Raw genomic sequence first — 19,887 nt, forward strand, 5'->3', positions numbered from 1 at the left:
GGCCGACAGCGGGGGTCTGGGGGCGCAGCCCCCAGGGACGGGACGGGAAAGGGCGGCGGGGGCGGGAGAAATCCCCGGTCTCGGCTCAGTTCTTGCCGCGGCGCGCCAGCGCCACCGCTCCCCCGCCCACCGCGAGCAACGCCACCGCCCCGCCGGCCAGATACGGCGTCATCGAATCGCCACCCGTCTCCGCGAGCCCCGCCTCGGCCGGCGCCCCCTGCGGCTTCAGGTCCGGCGCCGGAGACGTGTGCGGCGTGGACGGCGTGGAAGGCGCCGACGGCGCCACCCGCACCGCCGGTGCCTCGCACGTCGCCTTCGCCAGTGTCACCGTGCCCTCGACCTCCGCCACATTGAGGTTCAACGGGTTGACGGACACCGTGAGTTCGAGCGCGGTCGCAGCCGCCGTACGGGTCGTCGTCTCCGTCCGCGACAGGTCGAGCCGCACCTCGCCGACACCCGGCACCTTCACCTCGACGGGTCCGCCCGTCGTCACCGTCACCTTCTTCCCGAGAACCGTCACCGCGCCCAGCAGGTTCGCGGACGCGACCGGCTTCTCCCCCGCCACACAGGTCGCCTTCGACGTGACCTCCTCGACCTCGATCAGCGACAGGAGAGGCAGACCGGGCACATGGAGCTTGGCGTGGGCGATCCTGGTCGACGCCTCCGCCCTGCCGTCCGACACCGCCGCCTTCGCCTCGGCGACCTCCGCCCCGAGCACCGTGAACGGTTTTCCGCCGTCGACACCGTCCAGCGTGGCGGTCAGCGCCGTCTTCTCGGCGCTGCGCGGCGCCTGCACCTCGTTCAGCTCGACCGCGAGCGGCACATTCACGCCCTTGTTGAGGAGCGACACGTTCAGCCCGGTGCGCAGGACGACCGCGCTCGCTCGGCCCTGCTCCTCCGTCGCGTGGGCCAGGGCCGCCGGGCCGGTGGCGACCAGGGCGGTGGCTGCCGCGACGGTGGCCAGACGGCGTGCGGGCATGCGGAAGTTGTTGGCGTTCACGGTTCGGGGACCCCTCGGAAGAGACACGCTTGGGACCCGGTAAGAATTACGTACAGGGGGTGAACGGTCAGCATTCCGGCGGGACTTCACTCCTACGGGACGTTTCCGTACGCGTCTTCGATTTCAGCGGTACGGGTGTTCCCTCCGTTCACCCGCTCGGCCCACTCAGCCCCCTCAGCTCACCACCCGCCCGTTCAATACCACCCGCGACGGCGCCCCCAGTACCCGTACGTCCGCCCTCGGATCGCTCTCGTACACCACCAGGTCGGCCGCCGCCCCCTCGGTCAGCCCGGGCCGCCCCAGCCACTTCCGCGCACCCCAGGTCGTCGCCGACAGCGCCTCGACCGCCGGAATGCCCGCCCTGGTCAGCTCGGCCACCTCCGCCGCGACGAGCCCGTGCGGCAGTGTGCCGCCCGCGTCCGTGCCGACGTACACGGCGATCCCCGCGTCGTACGCGGAACGCACCGTGTCGTAGCGGCGTTCGTGCAGGCGGCGCATGTGCGCCGACCAGGCCGGGAACTTGGCGTCCCCTGCCGCCGCCAGATTCGGGAACGTCGCGATGTTCACCAGCGTCGGGACGATCGCCACACCGCGTGCCGCGAAGAGAGGGATCGTGTCCTCGGTCAGGCCCGTGGCGTGCTCGACGCAGTCGATGCCCGCCTCGACCAGGTCGCGCAGGGAGTCCTCGGCGAAGCAGTGGGCCGTGACGCGCGCGCCCAGCCGGTGCGCCTCCGTGATCGCCGCCTCCACGGCCCCGCGCGGCCAGCAGGCCGCGAGGTCGCCGGTGCCCCGGTCCAGCCAGTCGCCCACCAGCTTGACCCAGCCGTCGCCGCGCCGGGCCTCCTGGGCGACGTACGCCACCAGGTCGTCCGGCTCGATCTCGTGCGCGTACCCCCGGATGTAGCGGCGGGTACGGGCGATGTGCCGGCCCGCCCTGATGATCTTCGGAAGGTCGTCGCGGGCCTCGGTCCAGCGGGTGTCGGACGGTGAACCCGCGTCCCGGATGAGGAGCGTGCCCGCGTCCCGGTCGGTGAGCGCCTGCTTCTCGGCCGTGTCCTGCGGCACCGCGCCGTCCGGCCCCAGGCCCACATGGCAGTGCGCGTCGACCAGGCCGGGCAGCGCCCAGCCCTCCACCGTGCGGATGTCACGGGCGCCGGGCGGCCGGTCGTACGTGATCCGGCCGCCGACCACCCACACCTCGTCGCGAATCTCCTCCGGGCCGACCAGCACCCGCCCCTTCACCCGCAGCACCGCCTGATCGCTCATGGACGGCACCTTAGTTGGGCAGCCCCTTCGGCTGCTCCTGAGGAGCCTCCCCCTCCTCCACGTCCGCCATCGCCGGGTCCAGCAGGCGGGAGAGGAAGTGGCGGGTGCGTTCGTGGGCCGGGTCGGTGATGACCTGTTCCGGGGTGCCGTCCTCGACGATCACTCCGCCGTCCATGAAGACGACCCGGTCGGCCACCTCACGCGCGAACGTCATCTCGTGGGTGACGACCATCATCGTCATGCCCTCGTTCGCCAGTCTGCGCATCACCGCCAGTACGTCGCCCACCAGCTCGGGGTCGAGTGCCGACGTCGGCTCGTCGAAGAGCATGACCTCCGGGCCCATCGCCAACGCCCGTGCGATGGCGACCCGTTGCTGCTGGCCACCGGAGAGGGACGACGGATACGCGTCCGCCTTCTCCGACAGGCCCACCCGGGCCAGGTTCTCGGCGGCCACCTTCGCCGCCTCCGCCTTGTCCCGCTTGAGCACACGGCGTTGCGGGAGCGTCAGGTTCTCCGTCACCGTCAGATGCGGGAAGAGGTTGAACTGCTGGAAGACCATGCCGATCCGGCGGCGGACCTCGTCGATGTCGACGTCCGGGTGCGTGACCTCCGTACCCCCGACGAAGACCTGGCCCTTGGTCGGCTCCTCCAGCAGGTTCACACAGCGCAGCAGGGTCGACTTGCCGGAGCCGGACGGGCCGATCACACAGACGACCTCGCCCTGCCCGATCTCCAGGTCGATGCCGCGCAGCACCTCGTTGTCGCCGAACGACTTGTACAGGCCCCGGACTTCGATCTCCGGCACGTTCGTTTCCTCGGTACGGTCGCTCATCTCGTCGCCTCCCCCGCCTTCGTCTCCAGCCGTCGTACGACGAAGCCCAGCGGCACCGTCACCAGCAGATAGCACAGGCCCGCCACCAGGATCGGCGTGGAGTTGGCGGTCTGGCTGGCCAGGTCGCGGCCGTACTTGGCCAGTTCGCGTTCCTCCAGGGTGACGCCCAGGAACAGCACCAGCGAGGAGTCCTTGAACAGGAGCACCAACTCGTTGGTCAGCGGCGGGATCACGATCCGGAACGCCTGCGGGACGATGATGGAGACCATCGCCCTCGCGTGCGAGAAGCCCAGTGAACGGGCCGCCTCCATCTGTCCCTTGGGCACCGCCTGGATGCCCGCACGGATCGTCTCCGCCATGTACGCCGCCGACACCAGGCCGAGCGCCAGCGCCACCTTGCCGTAGGTCCCGCCCGGGATCTCCGTGCCGGGGAAGGCGAGCGGCACCGCCACGCCCACGAAGATGAAGATCAGCAGGGCCGGCAGACCACGGAAGATCTCGATGTAGATGCCCGCGACCCAGCGGTAGGGGCCCACCGGTGACAGCCGCATCAGGGCGATCACCATCCCCAGCACCAGGCCGAAGACGAAGCCGGACAGGGTGTACAGGACGGTGTTCTTGAGGGCCAGCGTGATGATGTCCGGGAACATCTGCTTGGCCAGGTCCATCTGCGCGAACTGGTTCTTCAGCCGGGCCCAGTCCGCCGAGGCGGCGAAGGCGACGACCACCGCGACGAACAGCGCGTACTGGGCGCCCTGGGACAGCATGCGTTTCTGACGCCTGCTCAATCCCGGCTTGCGGGGACGCACTTGGCGGTCCTGTGGTGCTTGGGTCCCGGTCATGACGCGGACGGGGCGGCTACGGACTCGTCGTACGGGCCGATCCACTGCTCGTACAGCTTCTTGTAGGTGCCGTCCGCCTTCGCGTCGGTGATCGCCTTGTTGAGGGCGGCGAGCAGCTTGGTGTTGCCCTTCTTCACCGTGAAGCCGTACTGCTCACCGGTGTTGAGGTTGTCCACCACCTTGAAGGCGCCGGCGTTGGCTGTGTCCTTGAGCCAGCCCTGGACGACCGGGTAGTCGATGATCACGGCCTCGACCTGGCCGGTGCGCAGGCCGTTGAGGACCGCGTCGGAGGACTCGAAGGAGACCGGGTCGAGCCCCTTGCCCCTGGCGTAGTCCTCGCCGGTCGTCTGCGCCTGGGCGCCGACCTTCTTGCCCTTGAGGCCGGCGAAGGAGGTGATGCCGCTCTTCTTGTCGACGAGGACGGCCTGCGTCGCGTCGAAGTAGGGCTCGGAGAAGTCGACGTTCTTCTTGCGCTCCTCGGTGATGGTCATACCGGCCGCGCCGAGGTCGCACTGGTCCGAGTTGAGGAAGGCGCCCGTCTTGAAGTTCTCGAAGGGCGTGTCGAGGATCTCCTGCTTCACGCCGAGCTTCTTGGCGGCGAGGTCGACGAGCGACACGTCGAAGCCCTGCACCTTGCCGTCGATCTCCGACTGGAAGGGCGGGTAGGGCAGGTGGGTGCAGACGGTGAGCTGTCCGCCCTTGACGAGTTGGACCCCGCCGGCGGCGGTCTTCGAGGCGCCGCCGTCGCTCGACGAGCAGCCGGCCACGAGCAGGAGCCCGGCCGTCGCGGTGGTGGCGGCCAGGATGCGGGACCGTCGTCCGAGGACCGTGTTCACGGGGACCTCCTGTGGGGGGAATGTGGGTTCTGATTATAAGGAGACGTTTGACTCCCTCAAATCATTCCCATGGTCACGGTGCCGCATCACCTGCGGTTTCGAGGCTGAGCGGCCTCACGGCTAGTCTCGACCCGACTTCTGTGACCAACCGGACACCCAGACCGAGCAGACCACCCGGGCCACCCGGCCACCCGGCCACCCCGCGATCCGAAGAGAGCACTGCCGTGACCACGCACCCCTTTCTGGACCTGGCGCCACTGACCGCCGCGCGCTTCGCGTCGATCGAGGACCGCGTGGCGCGGCTGCTCTCCACCGAGCAGGACGTCGTGATCATGCAGGGCGAGGCGCTGCTCCCCCTGGAGGGCGCCATCCGGGGCGCCGCCGGTCCGGGCACGACGGCACTCAACATCGTCACCGGCCCCTACGGGCAGACGTTCGGCGACTGGCTGCGGGACTGCGGCGCCACGGTCGTCGACCTCGCGGTGCCCTTCCACGCGGCGGTCACGGCCGCGCAGGTCCGGGAGGCGTTCGCCGAGCACCCGGAGATCGGCTTCGTCTCGCTGGTGCACGCCGAGGCGGCGACCGGCAACACCAACCCGGTCGGGGAGATCGGCGAGGCGGTACGGGAACAGGGCGCCCTCTTCTACCTCGACGCCGTCGCCTCGGTCGGCGCCGAGCCGGTGCTGCCGGACGCGTGGGGTGTCGACCTGTGTGTGATCGGGGCGCAGAAGGCGATGGGCGGGCCGGCCGGGGTGTCGGCGGTGTCGGTGAGCGAGCGTGCGTGGGCGCGGATGGCGGCGAATCCGGGGGCGCCGCGACGGTCGTACCTCTCCCTGCTGGACTGGAAGGAGCGGTGGATCGACGGCGGCCGTCGCGCCCTCCCGCACGCTCCCGCCCAGTTGGAGATGCTCGCGCTGGAGGCGTGCGTCGAGCGGATCGAGGCGGCCGGGCTGGACACGGTGATCGCCCGGCACGCCTCGGCGGCGGCTGCCACCCGGGCGGGGGTGCTCGCGCTGGGCGGCGGCCTGGAGCCGTACGTGTACGAGGCCGAGGACGCGGCGCCGGTCGCCACGACCCTGCGGGCGCCCTCCGGGGTCGTCGCGTCGGAGCTGGTGGCGAGCGCGCTGGCCGTCGATCCGGCGCTGCCGCTGGCGGCGGGCGGGGGCGCGCTGGCCAAGGAGATGATCCGGGTCAACCACTACGGGGCGGACGCGACGCGAGAGGTGGTGCTCGGGAGTCTGGTCGCGCTGGGTGCGGCGCTGGCGGACCGTGGACTGACGGTGGACGTCGAAGGAGCCCGGTCGGCTGTCGCGAACTTCTCGTGAACGCGCGATGCACCCGTTTGCGCGCCCGCCGGTGACAGTGAGGATCACCGGCGGGCGCGCACGGTCCCGTTGCCGGTGTGCCGGAGCCGCCGATGCGCGGGTTCAGCCGGACAGGACGTCCAGCAGCCGGTCGACGTCCGACGCCGTGTTGTAGAAGTGGAAGGCCGCGCGCAGGTTTCCGGCGCGGTCGGAGACCTCGACCCCGGCCCGGCTCAACTCGGCCTGCCGGTGCCCGAGTCGGGGCACGGAGACGATGGCCGAGCCGGGCGAGGGTACGGGCTGGTGCCCCAGCCGGTCGAGCCCGGCGCGGAACCGGTCGGCGAGCGCGAGGTCGTGGGCGCGTACGGTGTCCACGCCCAACTCCTCGATCAGGGCGAGGGAGTGGCGGGCGCCGGCGTAGGAGAACAGGCTCGGGCTTTCGTCGAACCGCCGTGCCGAGTGGGCGAGTTCACGCACCGGCCCGTAGCAGCTGTCCCAGGGCTCCTCGCCCGCGACCCAGCCGGCGAACACCGGTGTCAGGCCGCCCAGGTCCTCGGGGACGACGAGGAAGGCCACGCCTCGTGGGCAGACGAGCCACTTGAAGGCGACGGAGGAGACGAAGTCGTAGGCGTCCGCGTCGACCGGCAGCCAGCCGGTGGCCTGGGAGGCGTCGACGTACGTACGGGCCCCGTGCTCGCGGGCGGCCTCGCGCAGCGCGGGCTGGTCGACAATGCGTCCGTCGGCGGACTGGGCGAGGCTGACGGCGACGAGGTCGGTGCCGGGCCGGACGGATTCGGGGATCCGTTCCAGCGGCACGGTCCGTACCTTCAGGTCCCCGCGTACGTGGAACGGGTTGAGCACGGAGGTGAAGTCGTCCTCGGCGGTGAGGACTTCGGCGCCGGCCGGCAGCGAGGCGGCGATCAGCGCGCTGTAGACGGCGACCGAGGCCCCGGCCGCCACCCTGCGGTCGGAGACCCCGACCAGCCGGGCGAAGGCGGAGCGGGAGGCCTCCACATCGGCGAACATGTCCTGCGGCAGGCCGTCGGCCACGGACCGCACGGCGTCGCCCATGGCGGTCACGGTACGGGCCGGGAGGAGCCCGGTGCTCGCGGTGTTCAGATAGGTGTTCTTCGGGGCGAACTCGGCACGGACGAGGTTCCGGAGGTTTTCGGAGGTCTCCATGGGTCCACTCTGCGGCCCGGAGATCCCCTCGTCCATTGCCGAATTCTGCACGGCACCGCGAAGGACCGCTTATGGGTAAGCCCTGACCTGCGGTTTTCCTCCCCATGCCACTACTGGGGCACGGCACATCCGTCGGGCCCGCAGACCTCGGCGCCGTCCGCCTGGACGGTCTTGAGGGGGGCGGGCCGCTCGCCCCACGCCTGGGTGAGCGCCTTGGCGAAGACCTCGGCGGGCTGGGCGCCGGAGACGCCGTACTTCCGGTCCAGGACGAAGAACGGCACACCGTTGGCACCGAGTTCGGCCGCCTCGCGCTCGTCGGCGCGCACGGCGTCGGCGTACGCGTCCGGGTCGGCGAGCACGCGCCGGGCGTCGTCGGCGTCGAGGCCGGCGCTGACGGCGAGCTTCACAAGCCGCTCGTCGTCGCCGAAGACGGACTCCTCCTCGGCGAAGTTGGCCTGGTAGAAGAGCTGGATCAGCTCGTCCTGCCGGCCCTTGTCCTTCGCGAGGTGGAGCAGCCGGTGCATGTCGAAGGTGTTGCCGTGGTCACGGTCCCGGGTGCGGTACCCGAGCCCCTCGGCGGCGGCCTGCGCACCGACGTTCTCATCGGCGGCCTGGGCCTGCGCCTCGCTCATGCCGTACTTCTTGGTGAGCATCTTGAGGACGGGCTGGATGTCCCCCTTGGCACGCCCCGGGTCCAGCTCGAACGACCGGTGCACCACCTCGACACCCTCGCGGTGCGGGAAGGCGTCGAGCGCCTTCTCGAAGCGGGCCTTGCCGACGTAGCACCAGGGGCAGGCGATGTCGCTCCAGATCTCGACGCGCATGTCTTCGGCTCTCTCCAGGTCGAACGGTACGGGGACTGGTGCGGGGTGGCACCGGTTACGTGAACGTTCAATCGGCTGGATTCATTCCGTACCGCAGACAGAGATGGTGATCGCCCTCGGCGGGCGGGTTCTCCGGGTCCGGGACCCATCCCAGCCGACGGTAGAACGCCTGTGCGCGCTGGTTGTCGGTGTGCACGTCGAGGGTGGCGGCGGATACGCCGTCGGCCCGCCATCGCTCGACGCAGGCCGCGTGCAGCTCGGTGCCGATGCCCGCCCGCCAGTGGCCGGGGTCGACGTGGAACTGGAAGAGCTTGACCGTGTCGGCGGGGGCGCCGTCAGCCGTACGGAAGGAGGCGACGCCTATGACGCGGTCCTGCTCGACGACGCACAGGACATGCGCGTCGGGCCGCTCGATGCTGCTCAGCCAGGCGGCGACCCAGTCCCGGTCGGCGTCGGGCAGACCGTCCGGGTAGTACGTGGACCGGGCCCGCAGATGCAGCTCGGTGACGGCGGCGGCCTCGGCCGGCAGCGCGGCCCGGATCACCCGCATCAGCTGCCGTCCCGCAGGTCCTTGGGCCACTCCGGACGGAACTCGATGTGGTCGTACGTCACCACGCACCCCTCGCCCATCGGCGACTGGGTCATGAAGCCGATCAGGGCCGCGTCCGTCTCCTTCTCGTCGCCCAGGGTGAACAGGCGGACGAAGGTCCAGCGCTCGCCGTCGCGGGAGGCGTGGAAGGCGAAGGCCCGGCCGGTGCGGCTGACCCGGAGCCAGACCGAACTGCCGTCCACGGTGAAGGAATTGGCGTCGTCGGAGTGTCCCCGGGTGACCACCGTGCAGACGGTGGGCACATCCGGGGAGTACTCCAGGCAGAGCTTGGCCCAGGCCCGTTCGCCGACATGCACGTACAGCACCCCGGCGTCGAAGCCCGCCCGGAACCCGACGGTGACCCGGGCGATCAGCTGGAAGTCGCCCACCGGGGCGCCCAGCAGACGGGGCGCGTCGGCCGCCGGATCCAGCCCCTCCCCGGTGGGCGGCACGAACCGGTCCTGCCGGGGCCCCGCCCACCCGGTGAGCACCCCGTCCTCGAAGGACCAGTGACCGTCGGGCCCATAAGTGCGAAGGGGAAAAGGCAGTGGGGAAAGCTCCATGTCCATTGCCTGATTATCGCAGGGCGGGACGGGCGCCGAGATAGGGGCGCGGGGCTGTATCGATTTACGGCTCCGCCGCGGGGCGCGACAAGCCACAACCGACCGGCAGCCGCGAAATTCACCGCGCCCCAACGGCGTTAGCGCTCCAGCCGCCCGTTAAAGCGCCGGGGCAGCCCCAGCGCGTTCTCGTCGCGCAGCTCGACCGGCAGCAGCGCAACAGGCGTGTTCTGGTAGGCCACCGGCCGCAGCCACCGCTCAACAGCCGTCCCGCCGACCGAGGTCGACATCGAGGTGGTGGCGGGGTACGGACCGCCGTGGTGCTGGGCCGCGGCCACGGCGACACCGGTCGGCCAAGCGTTCACCAGCACACGACCGGCCAGCGGCGTCAGCTCGGCCAGGATCTCCGCCCCGCGCCCCTCCCCGGCGGCTTCCTCCGCCGAGAGGTGAACCGTCGCGGTCAGGTTGCCCGGCAGCCGCGAGAGAACGGCGTTCGCCTCGGCGTCGTCCGCGTAGCGGGCGACCACGGTGACCGGCCCGAAGCACTCTTCGAGGAGCAGGTCGTACGCCCCCTCCGCCGTCAGCTTGTCCGCCGCCACCGTGAGGAACCCCGCGCTGACGGTGTGCTCGCCGCCCGCGCCCGGCGTCACCGGGGTCTCGACCTCGGGCAGCTCGGCGCGCTCGGCGACCCCGGCGACGAAGTTGTCGCGCATCCGGTGGTCCAGGAGGACCCCGGCGGCGGTGTCGCCGACCGCTTCCGTCAGGGACTTCAGCAGGCGGTCGCCCGCCTCGCCGGAAGGCGCCAGGACCAGGCCGGGCTTCACGCAGAACTGGCCGACGCCCATCGTCATGGAGCCCGCGAGCCCCGTACCGATCGCCTCGGCGCGCTCGTTGGCCGCCGCCTCCGTGATCACCACGGGGTTCAGGGAGCCCAGCTCGCCGTGGAACGGGATCGGGACCGGACGGGCCGCCGCCGCGTCGAAGAGGGCACGGCCGCCTCGTACGGAACCGGTGAAACCGGCCGCCGCGACGAGCGGGTGCTTGACCAGCTCGACGCCCGCCTCGAAGCCGTGGACCAGGCCGACGACGCCCTCGGGGATGCCGTGCAGGGCCGCGGCCCGGCGCAGGACGGACGCGACCAGCTCGGACAGGCCCGGGTGGTCCGGGTGGGCCTTGACGACCACCGGGCAGCCGGCCGCGAGCGCGCTCGCGGTGTCGCCGCCGGGGACGGAGAAGGCGAAGGGGAAGTTGGAGGCCGAGTAGACGGCCACGACGCCCAGCGGCACCTTGTAGCGGCGCAGGTCCGGGATCGGCGGGGTCGCGGTGTCGTCGGGGTGGTTGATGACGACGTCGAGGAAGGCGCCCTCGTCGACGATGTCCGCGAAGGCCCGCAGCTGGAAGCAGGTGCGGGCGAGTTCGCCGGTCAGCCGGACGGGGCCGAGCGCCGTCTCCGCGTCGGCGGCCTCGACGAGCTGGTCCTTGGCCGCTTCGAGCTGCTCGGCGGCGCCGCGCAGGAAGGCGGCGCGGACCGTGCGGTCCACGAGGGCCGGGCGGGCGGCGTGCGCCGCGCGGACGGCGGCGTCCACGTCCTGGGCCGTGGCCTCGACCGCGACCTGCTCCCGCTGCTTCCCGGTACGGGGGTCGACACTCCAGACTGGTGCTGCTGCCACCGGGGGTCCCTCCAGATTGTGTTGCCATTTGTCATGCGAATTGGGGTGCGAATATTTCGCGTCATCCACCAGGGGCGTTCGATATGCTGAACAGCGTCTCTGGTGATGAATATGCTGTTGGAGACTATTTCCCGTCGAACGAAGGGGTCAAGGGCGATGTCGGCAGCCGAGACAGGCGGCGGGGCGCAGGTCAAGTCCGCGGTACGGACGGTTGAACTGCTGGAATATTTCGCCGGTCGTCCCGGCATGCACTCCCTGGCAGTGGTCCAGGAGGCCGTCGGCTACCCCAAGTCAAGTCTCTACATGCTTCTGCGTACTCTCGTCGACCTCGGCTGGGTCGAGACCGATGGTACGGGCACGCGGTACGGCATCGGCGTACGGGCCCTGCTGGTCGGTACCTCGTACATCGACGGGGACGAGGTGGTCGCGGTGGCCCGCCCGACCCTGGACCGGCTCTCCGACGACACGACGGAGACCATCCACCTGGCCCGGCTCGACGGCACGAACGTGGTCTACCTCGCCACCCGGCAGTCGCAGCACTACCTGCGCCCCTTCACCCGGGTCGGCCGCCGGCTGCCCGCCCACTCGACCTCCCTCGGCAAGGCGCTGCTGGCCACCCACACCGACGAGCAGGTCCGCAAACTGCTCCCGGAGACACTGCCCGCGCTGACCGAGCACACGATCACCGACCGGGAGGAGCTCATCGAGGAGCTGCGTCTGGTGCGCGAGCGGGGCTTCGCGGTGGACCGTGAGGAGAACACCCTGGGGCTGCGCTGTTTCGGTGTGGCCATTCCCTACCGCACGCCCGCGAGGGACGCGATAAGTTGCTCGGTGCCGGTCGCCCGGCTCACCCCGGCCCACGAACAGATGGTCAAGGACGCCCTGTTCGATGCGCGCGACCGGCTGACGCTGGCAACCAGGAGGCTCTGAGCGATGCGGTACTCGGCTTCGACGGACGTGGTGCTCCGCGAGATCCACGACAGTGACCTGCCGGTCTTCTTCCGGCAGACGAACGACCCGGAGTCACTGTGGCTGGCCGCCTTCACGGCCAAGGACCCGGCCGACCGGGCCGCCTTCGACGCCCACTGGGAGCGGATCCGGGCGACGCCGGACGTGCTCAACCGCACCGTCCTCGTCGACGGTGACGTGGTGGGCAGCGCGGCGGTGTACGGCGAGCCGGGCGACCGTGAGGTGACGTACTGGATCGACCGCGCCTACTGGGGGCGCGGTATCGCGACGGCCGCGCTGCGCGCTCTTCTCGCCGAGGTCCCGGAGCGTCCGCTGCACGCGCGTGCCGCCGCCGACAACGTGGGGTCGCTGCGGGTCCTGGAGAAGTGCGGGTTCCGGGTGACGGGGCATGAGCGGGGGTTCGCGCAGGCGCGCGGGGCCGAGATCGACGAGGTCGTTCTCACCCTGGAGGCGTGAGGGTCGTAGCGCCCGAGGCCCGGTTTTCGGCTGCCGCGCCGTCGTGGTTTTTCGCGCGGTTCCCCGCGCCCCTGTCAAGGGCGCGGGGTCACCTGCACCGGTGATTACTTGGCGCCGAAGAGCTGCTCGACGGGATCGATCGCGAAGTAGATCAGGAACAACGCGCTCGTGCCCCACAGGAGCCAGTGGATCTCCTTCGCCTTGCCGAGGACCGTCTTGATGAGGACGTAGGCCAGGAAGCCGGCGCCGATGCCGTTGGTGATCGAGTACGTGAAGGGCATCACGGCGATCGTCAGGAACGCCGGGATGGCGATCTCGTACTTGTCCCAGTCGATGTGCTTGACCTGGGTCATCATCAGGAAGCCCACCGCGACCAGGGCGGGGGCGGCGGCCTGCATCGGGACGATCGTCAGGATCGGTGACAGGAAGAGCGCGCAGGCGAACAGGCCGCCGGTGATCAGGTTGGCGAAGCCGGTGCGCGCGCCCTCGCCGACGCCCGCCGCCGACTCGATGTACGAGGTCGCCGAGGACGCGGAGCTCACGCCGCCCGCCACCGCCGCCGCACCGTCGATGAGCAGCACGCGGCCGAGGCCGGGGACCTTGCCGTCCTCGTCGAGCAGGCCCGCCTCGGCGCTGATGCCGACGACCGTGCCCATGGTGTCGAAGAAGTCCGACAGGATCAGGGTGAAGATCAGCAGGACGACGGTGATCACCGTGGTCTCGCCGAACGCGCCGAACAGGCTGAAGTGGCCGATCAGCCCGAAGTCTGGGGTGCCCGCGATCTTGTCGGGCCAGGACGGCGTGGTCAGGCCCCAGCTCTTGACGTCGGCGACCGAGTTGATGACGAGCGCGAGGAGCGTCATCGTGACGATGCTGATCAGGATCGCGCCCTTCACCTTGCGCGCGAGCAGACCGATGGTCAGCAGGACACCGAGACAGAAGACGACGATCGGCCAGCCGGTGAGCGTGCCCGTGCCGCCGAGCTGCACCGGGACCGTGGAGTGGGCGGCGTCCGGGATACGGCTGACGAAACCGGCGTCGACGAAGCCGATGAAGGCGATGAACAGGCCGATGCCCACGCTGATCGCCGCCTTCAGCGGCCCCGGGATGGCGTGCATGATCGCTTCTCTGAGGCCGGTCACCACCAGGGCGCAGATCAGCAGGCCCTCCAGGACGACCAGGCCCATCGCGTCGTCCCAGCTCATCAGCGGGGCAATCTGGAAGGCGACCACCGCGTTGAGGCCGAGGCCCGTGGCGAGGGCGAGCGGGAGGTTGCCGCCGACGCCCATCACGACCGTCATCACCGCGGCCACCAGGGCGGTGGCGGTGACGAGCTGGACGCTGTCGAGCTGGTGGCCGAACTTGTCCTTGGCGCTGCCCAGGATGATGGGGTTCAGGACAAGGATGTAGGCCATCGTGAAGAACGTGGCGAAGCCGCCGCGTATCTCACGGGCGAAGGTGGATCCCCGTTCGGAGATCTTGAAGAAGCCGTCGACGCTGTTCGCCGCCGGAGGCGCGGCAGCGGGCCGGTCGGCCACCTTCTGTTGTTCGGACATGGCGGTAACTCCTCGTAGCCCGTTCGGTCTGTGTGCGGATGCTCGCTGGATTGTTCCCGTGTTGAACCGTGTTCAGGTTTTCCCCGTGTTACGGAATCCGGATCGACCAGTCATACGCCCCTCGAAGAGGCGTACGTCCGCCTGATACTCTCTCGGCTCTCGCGCCAAACGATCACTGACCCTTCACCGGCGCACCACAGCGGCCGGGTGCGCAGACGCCCGGCTTCGGTCGGCAGCCGCCGCCGACCTGGGAAGACTCAGCGACACCAAGGAAACTAAGGGGGAGAAGTCGCCCGTGGGCACTGTCGTCGACGACGCAGCCTCCGTGGAGTTCCACGCCTTCTTCGACCGGCACTACGCCGAACTCGCGCGCCTGGCGCACCTGCTGACAGGCGAGGCGGACGCCGCCGACGACCTGGCGGCGGACGCGCTGCTCGCGCTGTGGAACCGCTGGGACCGGGTGCGGGCCGCCGACCATCCCGTGGCGTACGCGCGTGGCGTGGTCGCGAATCTGGCCAAGACCCGTATCCGCAGCGCGGTCCGGGAGCGCCGGAGGATCACCCTGTTCTGGTCGCAGCGGGAAGAGAAGACGGAAAATCCCGATATACCAGGCGTCATAGATGTCCAGACAGCGTTGCGTAGACTGCCGTTCCGTAAACGGGCGTGCGTGGTGCTCCGGCATGCCTTCGACCTCTCGGAGAAGGACACGGCGCTGGCGCTGGGAGTTACTGTCGGTACGGTGAAAAGCCAGACGTCCAAGGGTATGGCCGAACTGAAGCGGCTCCTTGGCGGCGACGAGGCCCCGCTTCGAGTGCGTACTCCTGTACGCACCACGGGCGGAGCGGGAGGGACGAACCGATGAGGACGCAGCACGACGAGCTGCGCGCCGGGCTGCGCGACGCGGCCGAGGCGTACGTACCCGACCGCGCGCGCATCCTCGCGCGGGTCGAGCGCGGCATGGCCGCCGGTCCCGAGGCGAAGCGCTCCCGGCGCCGGGCGACGCGTCCGCCGCTGCTGGCCTGGGCCCGGGTGGTGGGTGCCACCGCGGCTGTCTCCGGGATCCTCGCGATGGGCGGGTACGCGCTGGCCTCGGTGGTGAAGACCAACGAGACCCCGGCCGATCCGACCGTCTCGGTCTCGCCTGCGCCGACTCCGACCCCGTCGCCGGACGCGACCAGCCGGGCGCCGGTCCCGCCGGCTCCGGAACCGTCGCAGGGCGGCAACGCCCAGGACGACGAGCCGAGTCCGGCACCGACGCCCACGCCGACACCGAAGTCCTCGAACTCGGCGCCGGCAGCCGCCTCGCAGACCACCGCCGACGGCCCCCTGCAATCGAACGGCTCGATCGATCCGCACAGCAACGAGTTCTGGGCGCAGAGCAACGTCGGCATCAAGACGTCCGTGCAACTCACCGCGCTCACCGTCGAGCTGAAGGTCGCCGACACCGGCTCGGTCGTCTCGACGGGTGCCTGGCGGGCGCTTCCGGAAGAGGACTACGACCTGACGACCGTCAAGCGTGACGGCTTCCTGGTCTACACGTGGGTGCTCAAGGCGGGCCGCGCGGTCCCGCCGGGCGAGTGGGTCTTCGCGGGCCAGTACAACCACACGCGTGGGGTCCGGGACGCGAAGGACGACACGTACAGCGTGACCGCCGAAGCGGCGGGCAAGCAGTTCGCCGTACAGGGCGGCTTCACGGGCCAGGATGCCGGCGGCAAGGTCGACAACGGCGATTCGTAAGGCGGTAGCGGTGGCCCGCGGGGAAATCCCGCGGGCCCGGCAATCCGTTCGTCGTGGACGGAACCACATACGGGTTCTCGCCATCTAACGTTACGTACGAGCGTTCGAGCGTACGAGAGCTGCTGGCCTGAGCCCCCCTCGGCCAGTCAGAGAGCCCCCGCCGGTGACGACCGGCGGGGGCTCGTTTCCGCTGTGCGGTACGTCAGTTCATGGGGGACCCGACGGCCGTCGAGGCCACGGTCAGAAACGTGGTGACCGGCAGCGAGCCGTCCGGCCGACGGGCACCGTGTGCCGTCGTCGCGTCCTTCGACCGCAGTGCCGGTGTCGGGACACCGCTGTCCCAGTTGTTGGCGGCGGAGACGGTCTCCGGGCCCAGCTTGGACAGGCCGTTCCCGTTGCCCACCGCGAGGTTCCTGGCCAGCCGTGCCTTGCCGGTGGCGAAGTGGAAGCCGCTCCGGTCGTTGGCGTAGGCGGTGTTGCGGTCGAGCAGGATCGCGCCGGCGTTGGAGTTCTCCGTGAACCCGTGCAGTCTGTTGTCCCAGGCCGCGTTGTCGTTGACCACGTGCGCGACCGACGCGCCCCCGCCGCCCAGCTTGAAGCCGTTGCCGTTGCCCTCGAACGCGGAGTCCTTCCAGCGGTTCCTGCCGTTGCCGAAGGCCCAGGTGTGCTCGATGGTGACGGGGCTGGAGAACTGCCAGAGGTCGATCCCGTCGTCCGCGTTGTCGTAGAGGCGGGCCCCGGTGATCCTGTTGCCGGTGCCGGAGCCGAACTTGATGGCGAGGCCGTCGGCGTTCTGGCCGTGGGAGGCGGGGTCGTAGTTGAGGTAACTGTCCAGGTTCTGCACGAGGTTGTCGCTGGTGCCGTCGCCCCGCAGGGTGAAGCCCGAGTCGCCGTTCCTCGCGGTGACGAGGTTCCTGAAGATCCCGCCGACGGACGAGGTGGCGACGAAGCCCTGGGCCGGGGAGTTCTGGAAGGTGAGGTTCTCGACCGTCCAGTAGTCGCCGTCGATCCCGGCCAGCCAGGACCCGGCGGGCAGCTTGGAGCCGTCGATCCTCACCTTCTCGCCGCCGTACGCCTTGAGCGTGATCCGCGCCGAACTCGTACCGTTCGCCGCCGACATGAGGGTGGCCGTCGGGTAGTAGGTCCCGGCGCGCACCTGGATGACGCCGCCGGGCACCGCGCCGCGCACCGCGGACTCCAGCTCGGCCGTGCTGGAGACGGTGACCGTGGCGCCGGCGGCGCTCGCTCCGTCGTGCGAGAGGCCCAGCCATACACCGCCCGCACCTGAGGACAGGGCCACCGCGGTGGCGATGGACAGGGTGCGGTTTCTGCGGTGACGGCCGGTGCCGATGCGCACGGGGCGTTCCTTTCCCAGGACTGGACGGTATCCGCTGTCTTGTTGCCGCCCGTCCGAAAAGGGTTGCCGTCAGGTTCGGCGGCGCCCGGGAAGCGCCCAGGAGGCGCCCAGCTCGGAGTAGAGGGAGAGGGTGTCGGCGGCGGCCACGACGAGGCCGTCGATGCCGGGGACGACTCGGCGGCGGTCCTCGCCGGCCGCGAACTCCCAGACATCGGCCGGGAGTCCGGCCGGGTCGGGGGCCTGCCGGATCGCCTCGACGACCCGCATGAACGCGCCCGTCTCGTCAGGTGCGACCAGCAGTTCGGCGCCCTCGGTGAGGTGGTCGACGAGGTTCTCCAGCAGGTCGGTGCTGTCGTACTCGTACTCCTGCGGGCCGTGTCCGGACCGCTGGAGGAGCACGCGGTCCTGCTTGTACCAGAAGGTGATCCGGCCGCCGGTGCCGTGCACGAGGACGTACGGGTCGTCCGGGTGTTCGGCGCACAGAGTGGCGGCGACGGTGACGGCGACACCGTTCGCCGTGCTGACGCGTACGCACGAGGTGTCGTCGGACTCGATGTCATTGGCGCGCAGCAGCTCGGTCTCGATGCCGGTGACGTCCTCGGCGCGGGTGCTGCCGCCGAGGGCGAGCCCGGTGGCGACGGCGTGCGCGAGCGGGTTGGTGAGGGCGCCGTCGATGACGTCCACACCGTTCAGCCTGCGCTTGCCGGCCCAGGGCGCGCGCCGGTAGTACGCCTCGTCGCGCGCCCACGCGCCCGCTCCGCCGACGCCGGTCACCGTGCCGATGGCGCCCTCGGCGATCAGTTCCCGGATCGCGGGCAGGGCGTGCGAGCCCAGCGACTGGAACCCGATCTGGCAGGCGACCCCGGCCGCCGCGACCCCGTCGGCCATCCGCCGGAACTCGGCGTACGACGGCGCCGGCGGCTTCTCCAGCAGCAGGTGCACGCCCTTGGCGGCGGCGATCAGCGCGAGGTCGGTGTGGGTGGGGATCGGCGTGCAGATCACGGCAACGGCGGCGCCGGTGGAGTCGAGGAGCGCGCCGAAGTCGGCGGACTGCTCGGGGGTGCCGAGGCCGGCCAGCTCGTCGTCGGTCAGCGGGGTCAGCTCGCAGACGCCGGCCAGCCGGACGAGCCCCTTGTCCTGGAGGCGGCGGATGTTGTCCAGATGCCACTGGCCGTGACCGCGCGCTCCCGCGAGGACCACCGGAAGCGGTGTGGTTGTTCGTACGGTGGTCATGCGAGCCTCCCGGGTCGGCTGTGTCGACGCTGCCGCTGTCGCTGTCGATCTCTGTGTGCAGGGTAGGCGCCCGCCTGGCGCCACCCTCCGGCCCGGGCGGAGTTCCCCACCCACTCGCCCTCTGGCGCCAGGACCGGCTGCGCCCGCTCGTCCTGGCGGGCGGCGCGACGATGCTCCTGTCGGGCATGGGCACCGCCACCCTGTACGCGGTCGTCGAGGGGCTCGGCCACTCCCCCGTGTACGCCGGCCCCCTGTACGTTCTCCGGGGCATCCGCTCGGTGGCGGTCGGCCTGGCCTCGGGCCCGCTGCCGCGCAGCCTGGGGGAGTTCGGGTTCGCGGCCTGCGGGATCGCCCTGACCGGCGCCGCCATGGCGCTGCGGGCGGTCCCGGCCGACCTCGCGGTGCTCGGCTCCGCCGTGGCCGCCGGGACGGGCCTGCCGTGCGTCCTGATCGCGGGCCTCACCGCCGTACAGCGGGAGACCCCGGCCGAACTGCTCGGCCGTACCGCCGCGACCGCGAACACCCTGATGTTCGCGCCCACGGCGATCGGTCCGGCAGTGGGCGCCGCGCTGGTGGAACCCGTCGGCCACCAGGTGATTCTCGTCGGCGGTGTCCTCGCCCTGGCGCTGATCGCGGTCCCGCCGGCTCAGCGCCGGGCCAGTGCGTCCCGTACCGCGTCCAGGTCGCCGTCCGACGCCAACCCGGCGTGATAGAGCCGCAGTTCGGTGGCCCCGAGCCCGGCCGCGCGCTCCGCGTCCACCGCGAGCGTGCCGGGGCTGCCGCCCATCCCGGAGACCACGACCAGGTTGGCGGCCAGGACGGCGCTCTCCCCGCCCGCCTCCGCGAACGGTGTCAGCAGGCCCGCCCCGCCCGTGCACGGGACCACCACACCGTCCGCGACGGACAGGATGTGCGCGGGGTCCACGCCCGTGTTGGCGCCGACGTGGTAGGAGACGGGGTCGGCGTGCAGCAGTACCTGGAATCCGGCCGGGGCAGCCGCCCGGACCGCCGCGACGGCCGCCTCCTGGAGCGAGCGTGCGGTTTCCTCGCGCCACGCGCGCGTGAGGGCCGCTTTCGCCTCCCCGAGGCGCTTCTCGACGCCCGCCCAGCCCCCGTCGTCCGGTTCGCCGCGCCACACCGGTTCCAGCGCGGCTCGTACGGCCGCCGCCAGCTCGTCGGGGTCGAGGCCCTGGCTGTCGTACCCGGCCCGGCAGGACGGGCAGAAGCAGAGCGCCATCAGATACTGGCCGGCGTCACCGAGCCCGATGCCGCCGGTCTTGTCGTGGGCGTGCAGATGCGTGAGGCCGTACCAGCCGAGGGACTCCAGTTCCGTACCGCGTGCCCCGGGCCGTACGGCGGCCTCGGCGGCGAGATCGACGAGGTACGCGCGCGTGGCGGGCTGCGCGACGCAGGGTGCCCATGGGTAGCGGTCCCCGTAGGCGTTGACCACGGAGGTGGCCGGATGCTCGGCGCCCAGGCGGGAGTTGTGCGCGAGGACGACCCAGGTGTGCACGTCGAGACCGGCGTCGGCGAGCGCGGCGGACGCCTCGCCGTGCGCGTCCCCGGGGGCCCACGCCCCGGCGGCATACGGGCGCAGCTCGCGACCCGCCCAGCGCCCGCCCGCCCCATCCGTACCGTCCGCCCCCGCCCTCGGGTTACAGCACGGCCGCCTGC

20 protein-coding genes are annotated in these 19,887 nt (G+C 71.1%); 6 read left to right on the forward strand and 14 right to left on the reverse strand.

Annotation, left to right across the window (positions count from 1 at the left end; genetic code table 11):
• Positions 1-85: 85 nt before the first annotated feature.
• The 5 genes from AOK08_RS09330 to AOK08_RS09350 form a co-directional block, all read right to left on the reverse strand.
• Positions 86-1,000: an SCO1860 family LAETG-anchored protein gene (locus AOK08_RS09330; protein WP_055525002.1), complete on the reverse strand. Its 915-nt coding sequence runs from the start codon at positions 998-1,000 to the stop codon at positions 86-88.
• Between the two features lie 174 nt (positions 1,001-1,174).
• Positions 1,175-2,266, reverse strand: coding sequence for an amidohydrolase family protein (locus tag AOK08_RS09335; protein WP_055525018.1), 1,092 nt, complete (start codon positions 2,264-2,266; stop codon positions 1,175-1,177).
• Positions 2,267-2,276: 10 nt separating this feature from the next.
• Positions 2,277-3,098, reverse strand: a complete 822-nt coding sequence (locus AOK08_RS09340) for an amino acid ABC transporter ATP-binding protein (protein ID WP_055525003.1) — start codon at positions 3,096-3,098, stop codon at positions 2,277-2,279.
• Positions 3,095-3,940: an amino acid ABC transporter permease gene (locus tag AOK08_RS09345; RefSeq protein WP_055525004.1), complete on the reverse strand. Its 846-nt coding sequence runs from the start codon at positions 3,938-3,940 to the stop codon at positions 3,095-3,097. The genes AOK08_RS09340 and AOK08_RS09345 overlap by 4 nt, the downstream gene beginning before the upstream one ends.
• Positions 3,937-4,776: a transporter substrate-binding domain-containing protein gene (locus AOK08_RS09350; protein WP_055525005.1), complete on the reverse strand. Its 840-nt coding sequence runs from the start codon at positions 4,774-4,776 to the stop codon at positions 3,937-3,939. The genes AOK08_RS09345 and AOK08_RS09350 overlap by 4 nt, the downstream gene beginning before the upstream one ends.
• 224 nt (positions 4,777-5,000) lie before the next feature.
• On the opposite strand from AOK08_RS09350, the gene AOK08_RS09355 reads away from it, so the two are divergent.
• Positions 5,001-6,101, forward strand: coding sequence for a pyridoxal-phosphate-dependent aminotransferase family protein (locus AOK08_RS09355; RefSeq protein ID WP_055525006.1), 1,101 nt, complete (start codon positions 5,001-5,003; stop codon positions 6,099-6,101).
• 102 nt (positions 6,102-6,203) lie between these two features.
• Here AOK08_RS09355 and AOK08_RS09360 read toward each other — a convergent pair whose 3' ends face one another.
• The 5 genes from AOK08_RS09360 to AOK08_RS09380 form a co-directional block, all read right to left on the reverse strand.
• Positions 6,204-7,298, reverse strand: a complete 1,095-nt coding sequence (locus AOK08_RS09360; protein WP_198539209.1) for an aminotransferase class V-fold PLP-dependent enzyme — start codon at positions 7,296-7,298, stop codon at positions 6,204-6,206.
• A 74-nt stretch (positions 7,299-7,372) separates the two neighbouring features.
• On the reverse strand, positions 7,373-8,086 hold the full coding sequence (locus tag AOK08_RS09365) for a DsbA family oxidoreductase (protein WP_055525008.1): 714 nt from the start codon (positions 8,084-8,086) through the stop codon (positions 7,373-7,375).
• Between the two features lie 67 nt (positions 8,087-8,153).
• A complete protein-coding gene (locus AOK08_RS09370; protein ID WP_198539212.1) occupies positions 8,154-8,636 on the reverse strand; it encodes a GNAT family N-acetyltransferase in 483 nt (160 codons plus the stop codon).
• Entirely contained in the window at positions 8,636-9,244 is a 609-nt protein-coding gene (locus tag AOK08_RS09375; RefSeq protein WP_055525009.1) for a DUF1349 domain-containing protein, read from the reverse strand. The genes AOK08_RS09370 and AOK08_RS09375 overlap by 1 nt, the downstream gene beginning before the upstream one ends.
• 131 nt (positions 9,245-9,375) lie before the next feature.
• A complete protein-coding gene (locus AOK08_RS09380; protein ID WP_055525010.1) occupies positions 9,376-10,905 on the reverse strand; it encodes an aldehyde dehydrogenase (NADP(+)) in 1,530 nt (509 codons plus the stop codon).
• 156 nt (positions 10,906-11,061) lie between these two features.
• Between AOK08_RS09380 and AOK08_RS09385 the strand changes: the two genes are divergently transcribed.
• Positions 11,062-11,835, forward strand: a complete 774-nt coding sequence (locus tag AOK08_RS09385; RefSeq protein ID WP_055525011.1) for an IclR family transcriptional regulator — start codon at positions 11,062-11,064, stop codon at positions 11,833-11,835.
• Between the two features lie 3 nt (positions 11,836-11,838).
• Complete coding sequence (locus tag AOK08_RS09390; protein WP_055525012.1) at positions 11,839-12,330, forward strand: GNAT family N-acetyltransferase; 492 nt, start codon at positions 11,839-11,841, stop codon at positions 12,328-12,330.
• A 104-nt stretch (positions 12,331-12,434) separates the two neighbouring features.
• Here the strand turns inward: AOK08_RS09390 and AOK08_RS09395 are convergent, their stop codons facing one another.
• Positions 12,435-13,886: an NCS2 family permease gene (locus tag AOK08_RS09395; protein ID WP_055525013.1), complete on the reverse strand. Its 1,452-nt coding sequence runs from the start codon at positions 13,884-13,886 to the stop codon at positions 12,435-12,437.
• 295 nt (positions 13,887-14,181) lie between these two features.
• Here AOK08_RS09395 and AOK08_RS09400 point away from each other — a divergent pair, with 295 nt between their 5' ends.
• Both AOK08_RS09400 and AOK08_RS09405 read left to right on the forward strand, forming a co-directional pair.
• Positions 14,182-14,748 carry a SigE family RNA polymerase sigma factor gene (locus tag AOK08_RS09400; protein WP_055525014.1) on the forward strand — a complete coding sequence of 189 codons (567 nt, stop codon included), beginning with the start codon at positions 14,182-14,184 and terminating at the stop codon, positions 14,746-14,748.
• Entirely contained in the window at positions 14,745-15,623 is an 879-nt protein-coding gene (locus AOK08_RS09405; protein ID WP_055525015.1) for a hypothetical protein, read from the forward strand. The genes AOK08_RS09400 and AOK08_RS09405 overlap by 4 nt, the downstream gene beginning before the upstream one ends.
• 202 nt (positions 15,624-15,825) lie before the next feature.
• Here AOK08_RS09405 and AOK08_RS09410 read toward each other — a convergent pair whose 3' ends face one another.
• Both AOK08_RS09410 and AOK08_RS09415 read right to left on the reverse strand, forming a co-directional pair.
• Positions 15,826-16,980, reverse strand: coding sequence for a right-handed parallel beta-helix repeat-containing protein (locus tag AOK08_RS09410; protein ID WP_055525016.1), 1,155 nt, complete (start codon positions 16,978-16,980; stop codon positions 15,826-15,828).
• A 69-nt stretch (positions 16,981-17,049) separates the two neighbouring features.
• Positions 17,050-18,213 (reverse strand): Gfo/Idh/MocA family protein, encoded by a 1,164-nt coding sequence (locus AOK08_RS09415; protein ID WP_055525017.1) that lies wholly within the window; start codon positions 18,211-18,213, stop codon positions 17,050-17,052.
• Positions 18,214-18,233: 20 nt separating this feature from the next.
• Between AOK08_RS09415 and AOK08_RS09420 the strand changes: the two genes are divergently transcribed.
• Complete coding sequence (locus AOK08_RS09420; RefSeq protein WP_198539214.1) at positions 18,234-18,923, forward strand: MFS transporter; 690 nt, start codon at positions 18,234-18,236, stop codon at positions 18,921-18,923.
• Here AOK08_RS09420 and AOK08_RS09425 read toward each other — a convergent pair.
• Positions 18,860-19,887 (reverse strand): hypothetical protein (locus AOK08_RS09425; protein ID WP_055525020.1); only part of this gene is annotated, 1,028 nt, incomplete at its 5' end. The two genes, AOK08_RS09420 and AOK08_RS09425, sit on opposite strands and share 64 nt — an antisense overlap.

Origin of the sequence: Streptomyces graminilatus, assembly GCF_001418565.1 — a bacterium.
Taxonomy (GTDB): Bacteria; Actinomycetota; Actinomycetes; order Streptomycetales; family Streptomycetaceae; genus Streptomyces; species Streptomyces graminilatus.

Bases quoted from the DNA above. Each gene is read 5' to 3' on its own strand.
- AOK08_RS09360 (WP_198539209.1), bottom strand. From the start codon at position 7,298: ATGGACGAGGGGATCTCCGGGCCGCAGAGTGGACCCATGGAGACCTCC.
- AOK08_RS09340 (WP_055525003.1), bottom strand. From the start codon at position 3,098: ATGAGCGACCGTACCGAGGAAACGAACGTGCCGGAGATCGAAGTCCGG.
- AOK08_RS09390 (WP_055525012.1), top strand. From the start codon at position 11,839: ATGCGGTACTCGGCTTCGACGGACGTGGTGCTCCGCGAGATCCACGAC.
- AOK08_RS09365 (WP_055525008.1), bottom strand. From the start codon at position 8,086: ATGCGCGTCGAGATCTGGAGCGACATCGCCTGCCCCTGGTGCTACGTC.
- AOK08_RS09335 (WP_055525018.1), bottom strand. From the start codon at position 2,266: ATGAGCGATCAGGCGGTGCTGCGGGTGAAGGGGCGGGTGCTGGTCGGC.
- AOK08_RS09395 (WP_055525013.1), bottom strand. From the start codon at position 13,886: ATGTCCGAACAACAGAAGGTGGCCGACCGGCCCGCTGCCGCGCCTCCG.
- AOK08_RS09345 (WP_055525004.1), bottom strand. From the start codon at position 3,940: ATGACCGGGACCCAAGCACCACAGGACCGCCAAGTGCGTCCCCGCAAG.
- AOK08_RS09415 (WP_055525017.1), bottom strand. From the start codon at position 18,213: ATGACCACCGTACGAACAACCACACCGCTTCCGGTGGTCCTCGCGGGA.
- AOK08_RS09370 (WP_198539212.1), bottom strand. From the start codon at position 8,636: ATGCGGGTGATCCGGGCCGCGCTGCCGGCCGAGGCCGCCGCCGTCACC.
- AOK08_RS09375 (WP_055525009.1), bottom strand. From the start codon at position 9,244: ATGGACATGGAGCTTTCCCCACTGCCTTTTCCCCTTCGCACTTATGGG.
- AOK08_RS09385 (WP_055525011.1), top strand. From the start codon at position 11,062: ATGTCGGCAGCCGAGACAGGCGGCGGGGCGCAGGTCAAGTCCGCGGTA.
- AOK08_RS09405 (WP_055525015.1), top strand. From the start codon at position 14,745: ATGAGGACGCAGCACGACGAGCTGCGCGCCGGGCTGCGCGACGCGGCC.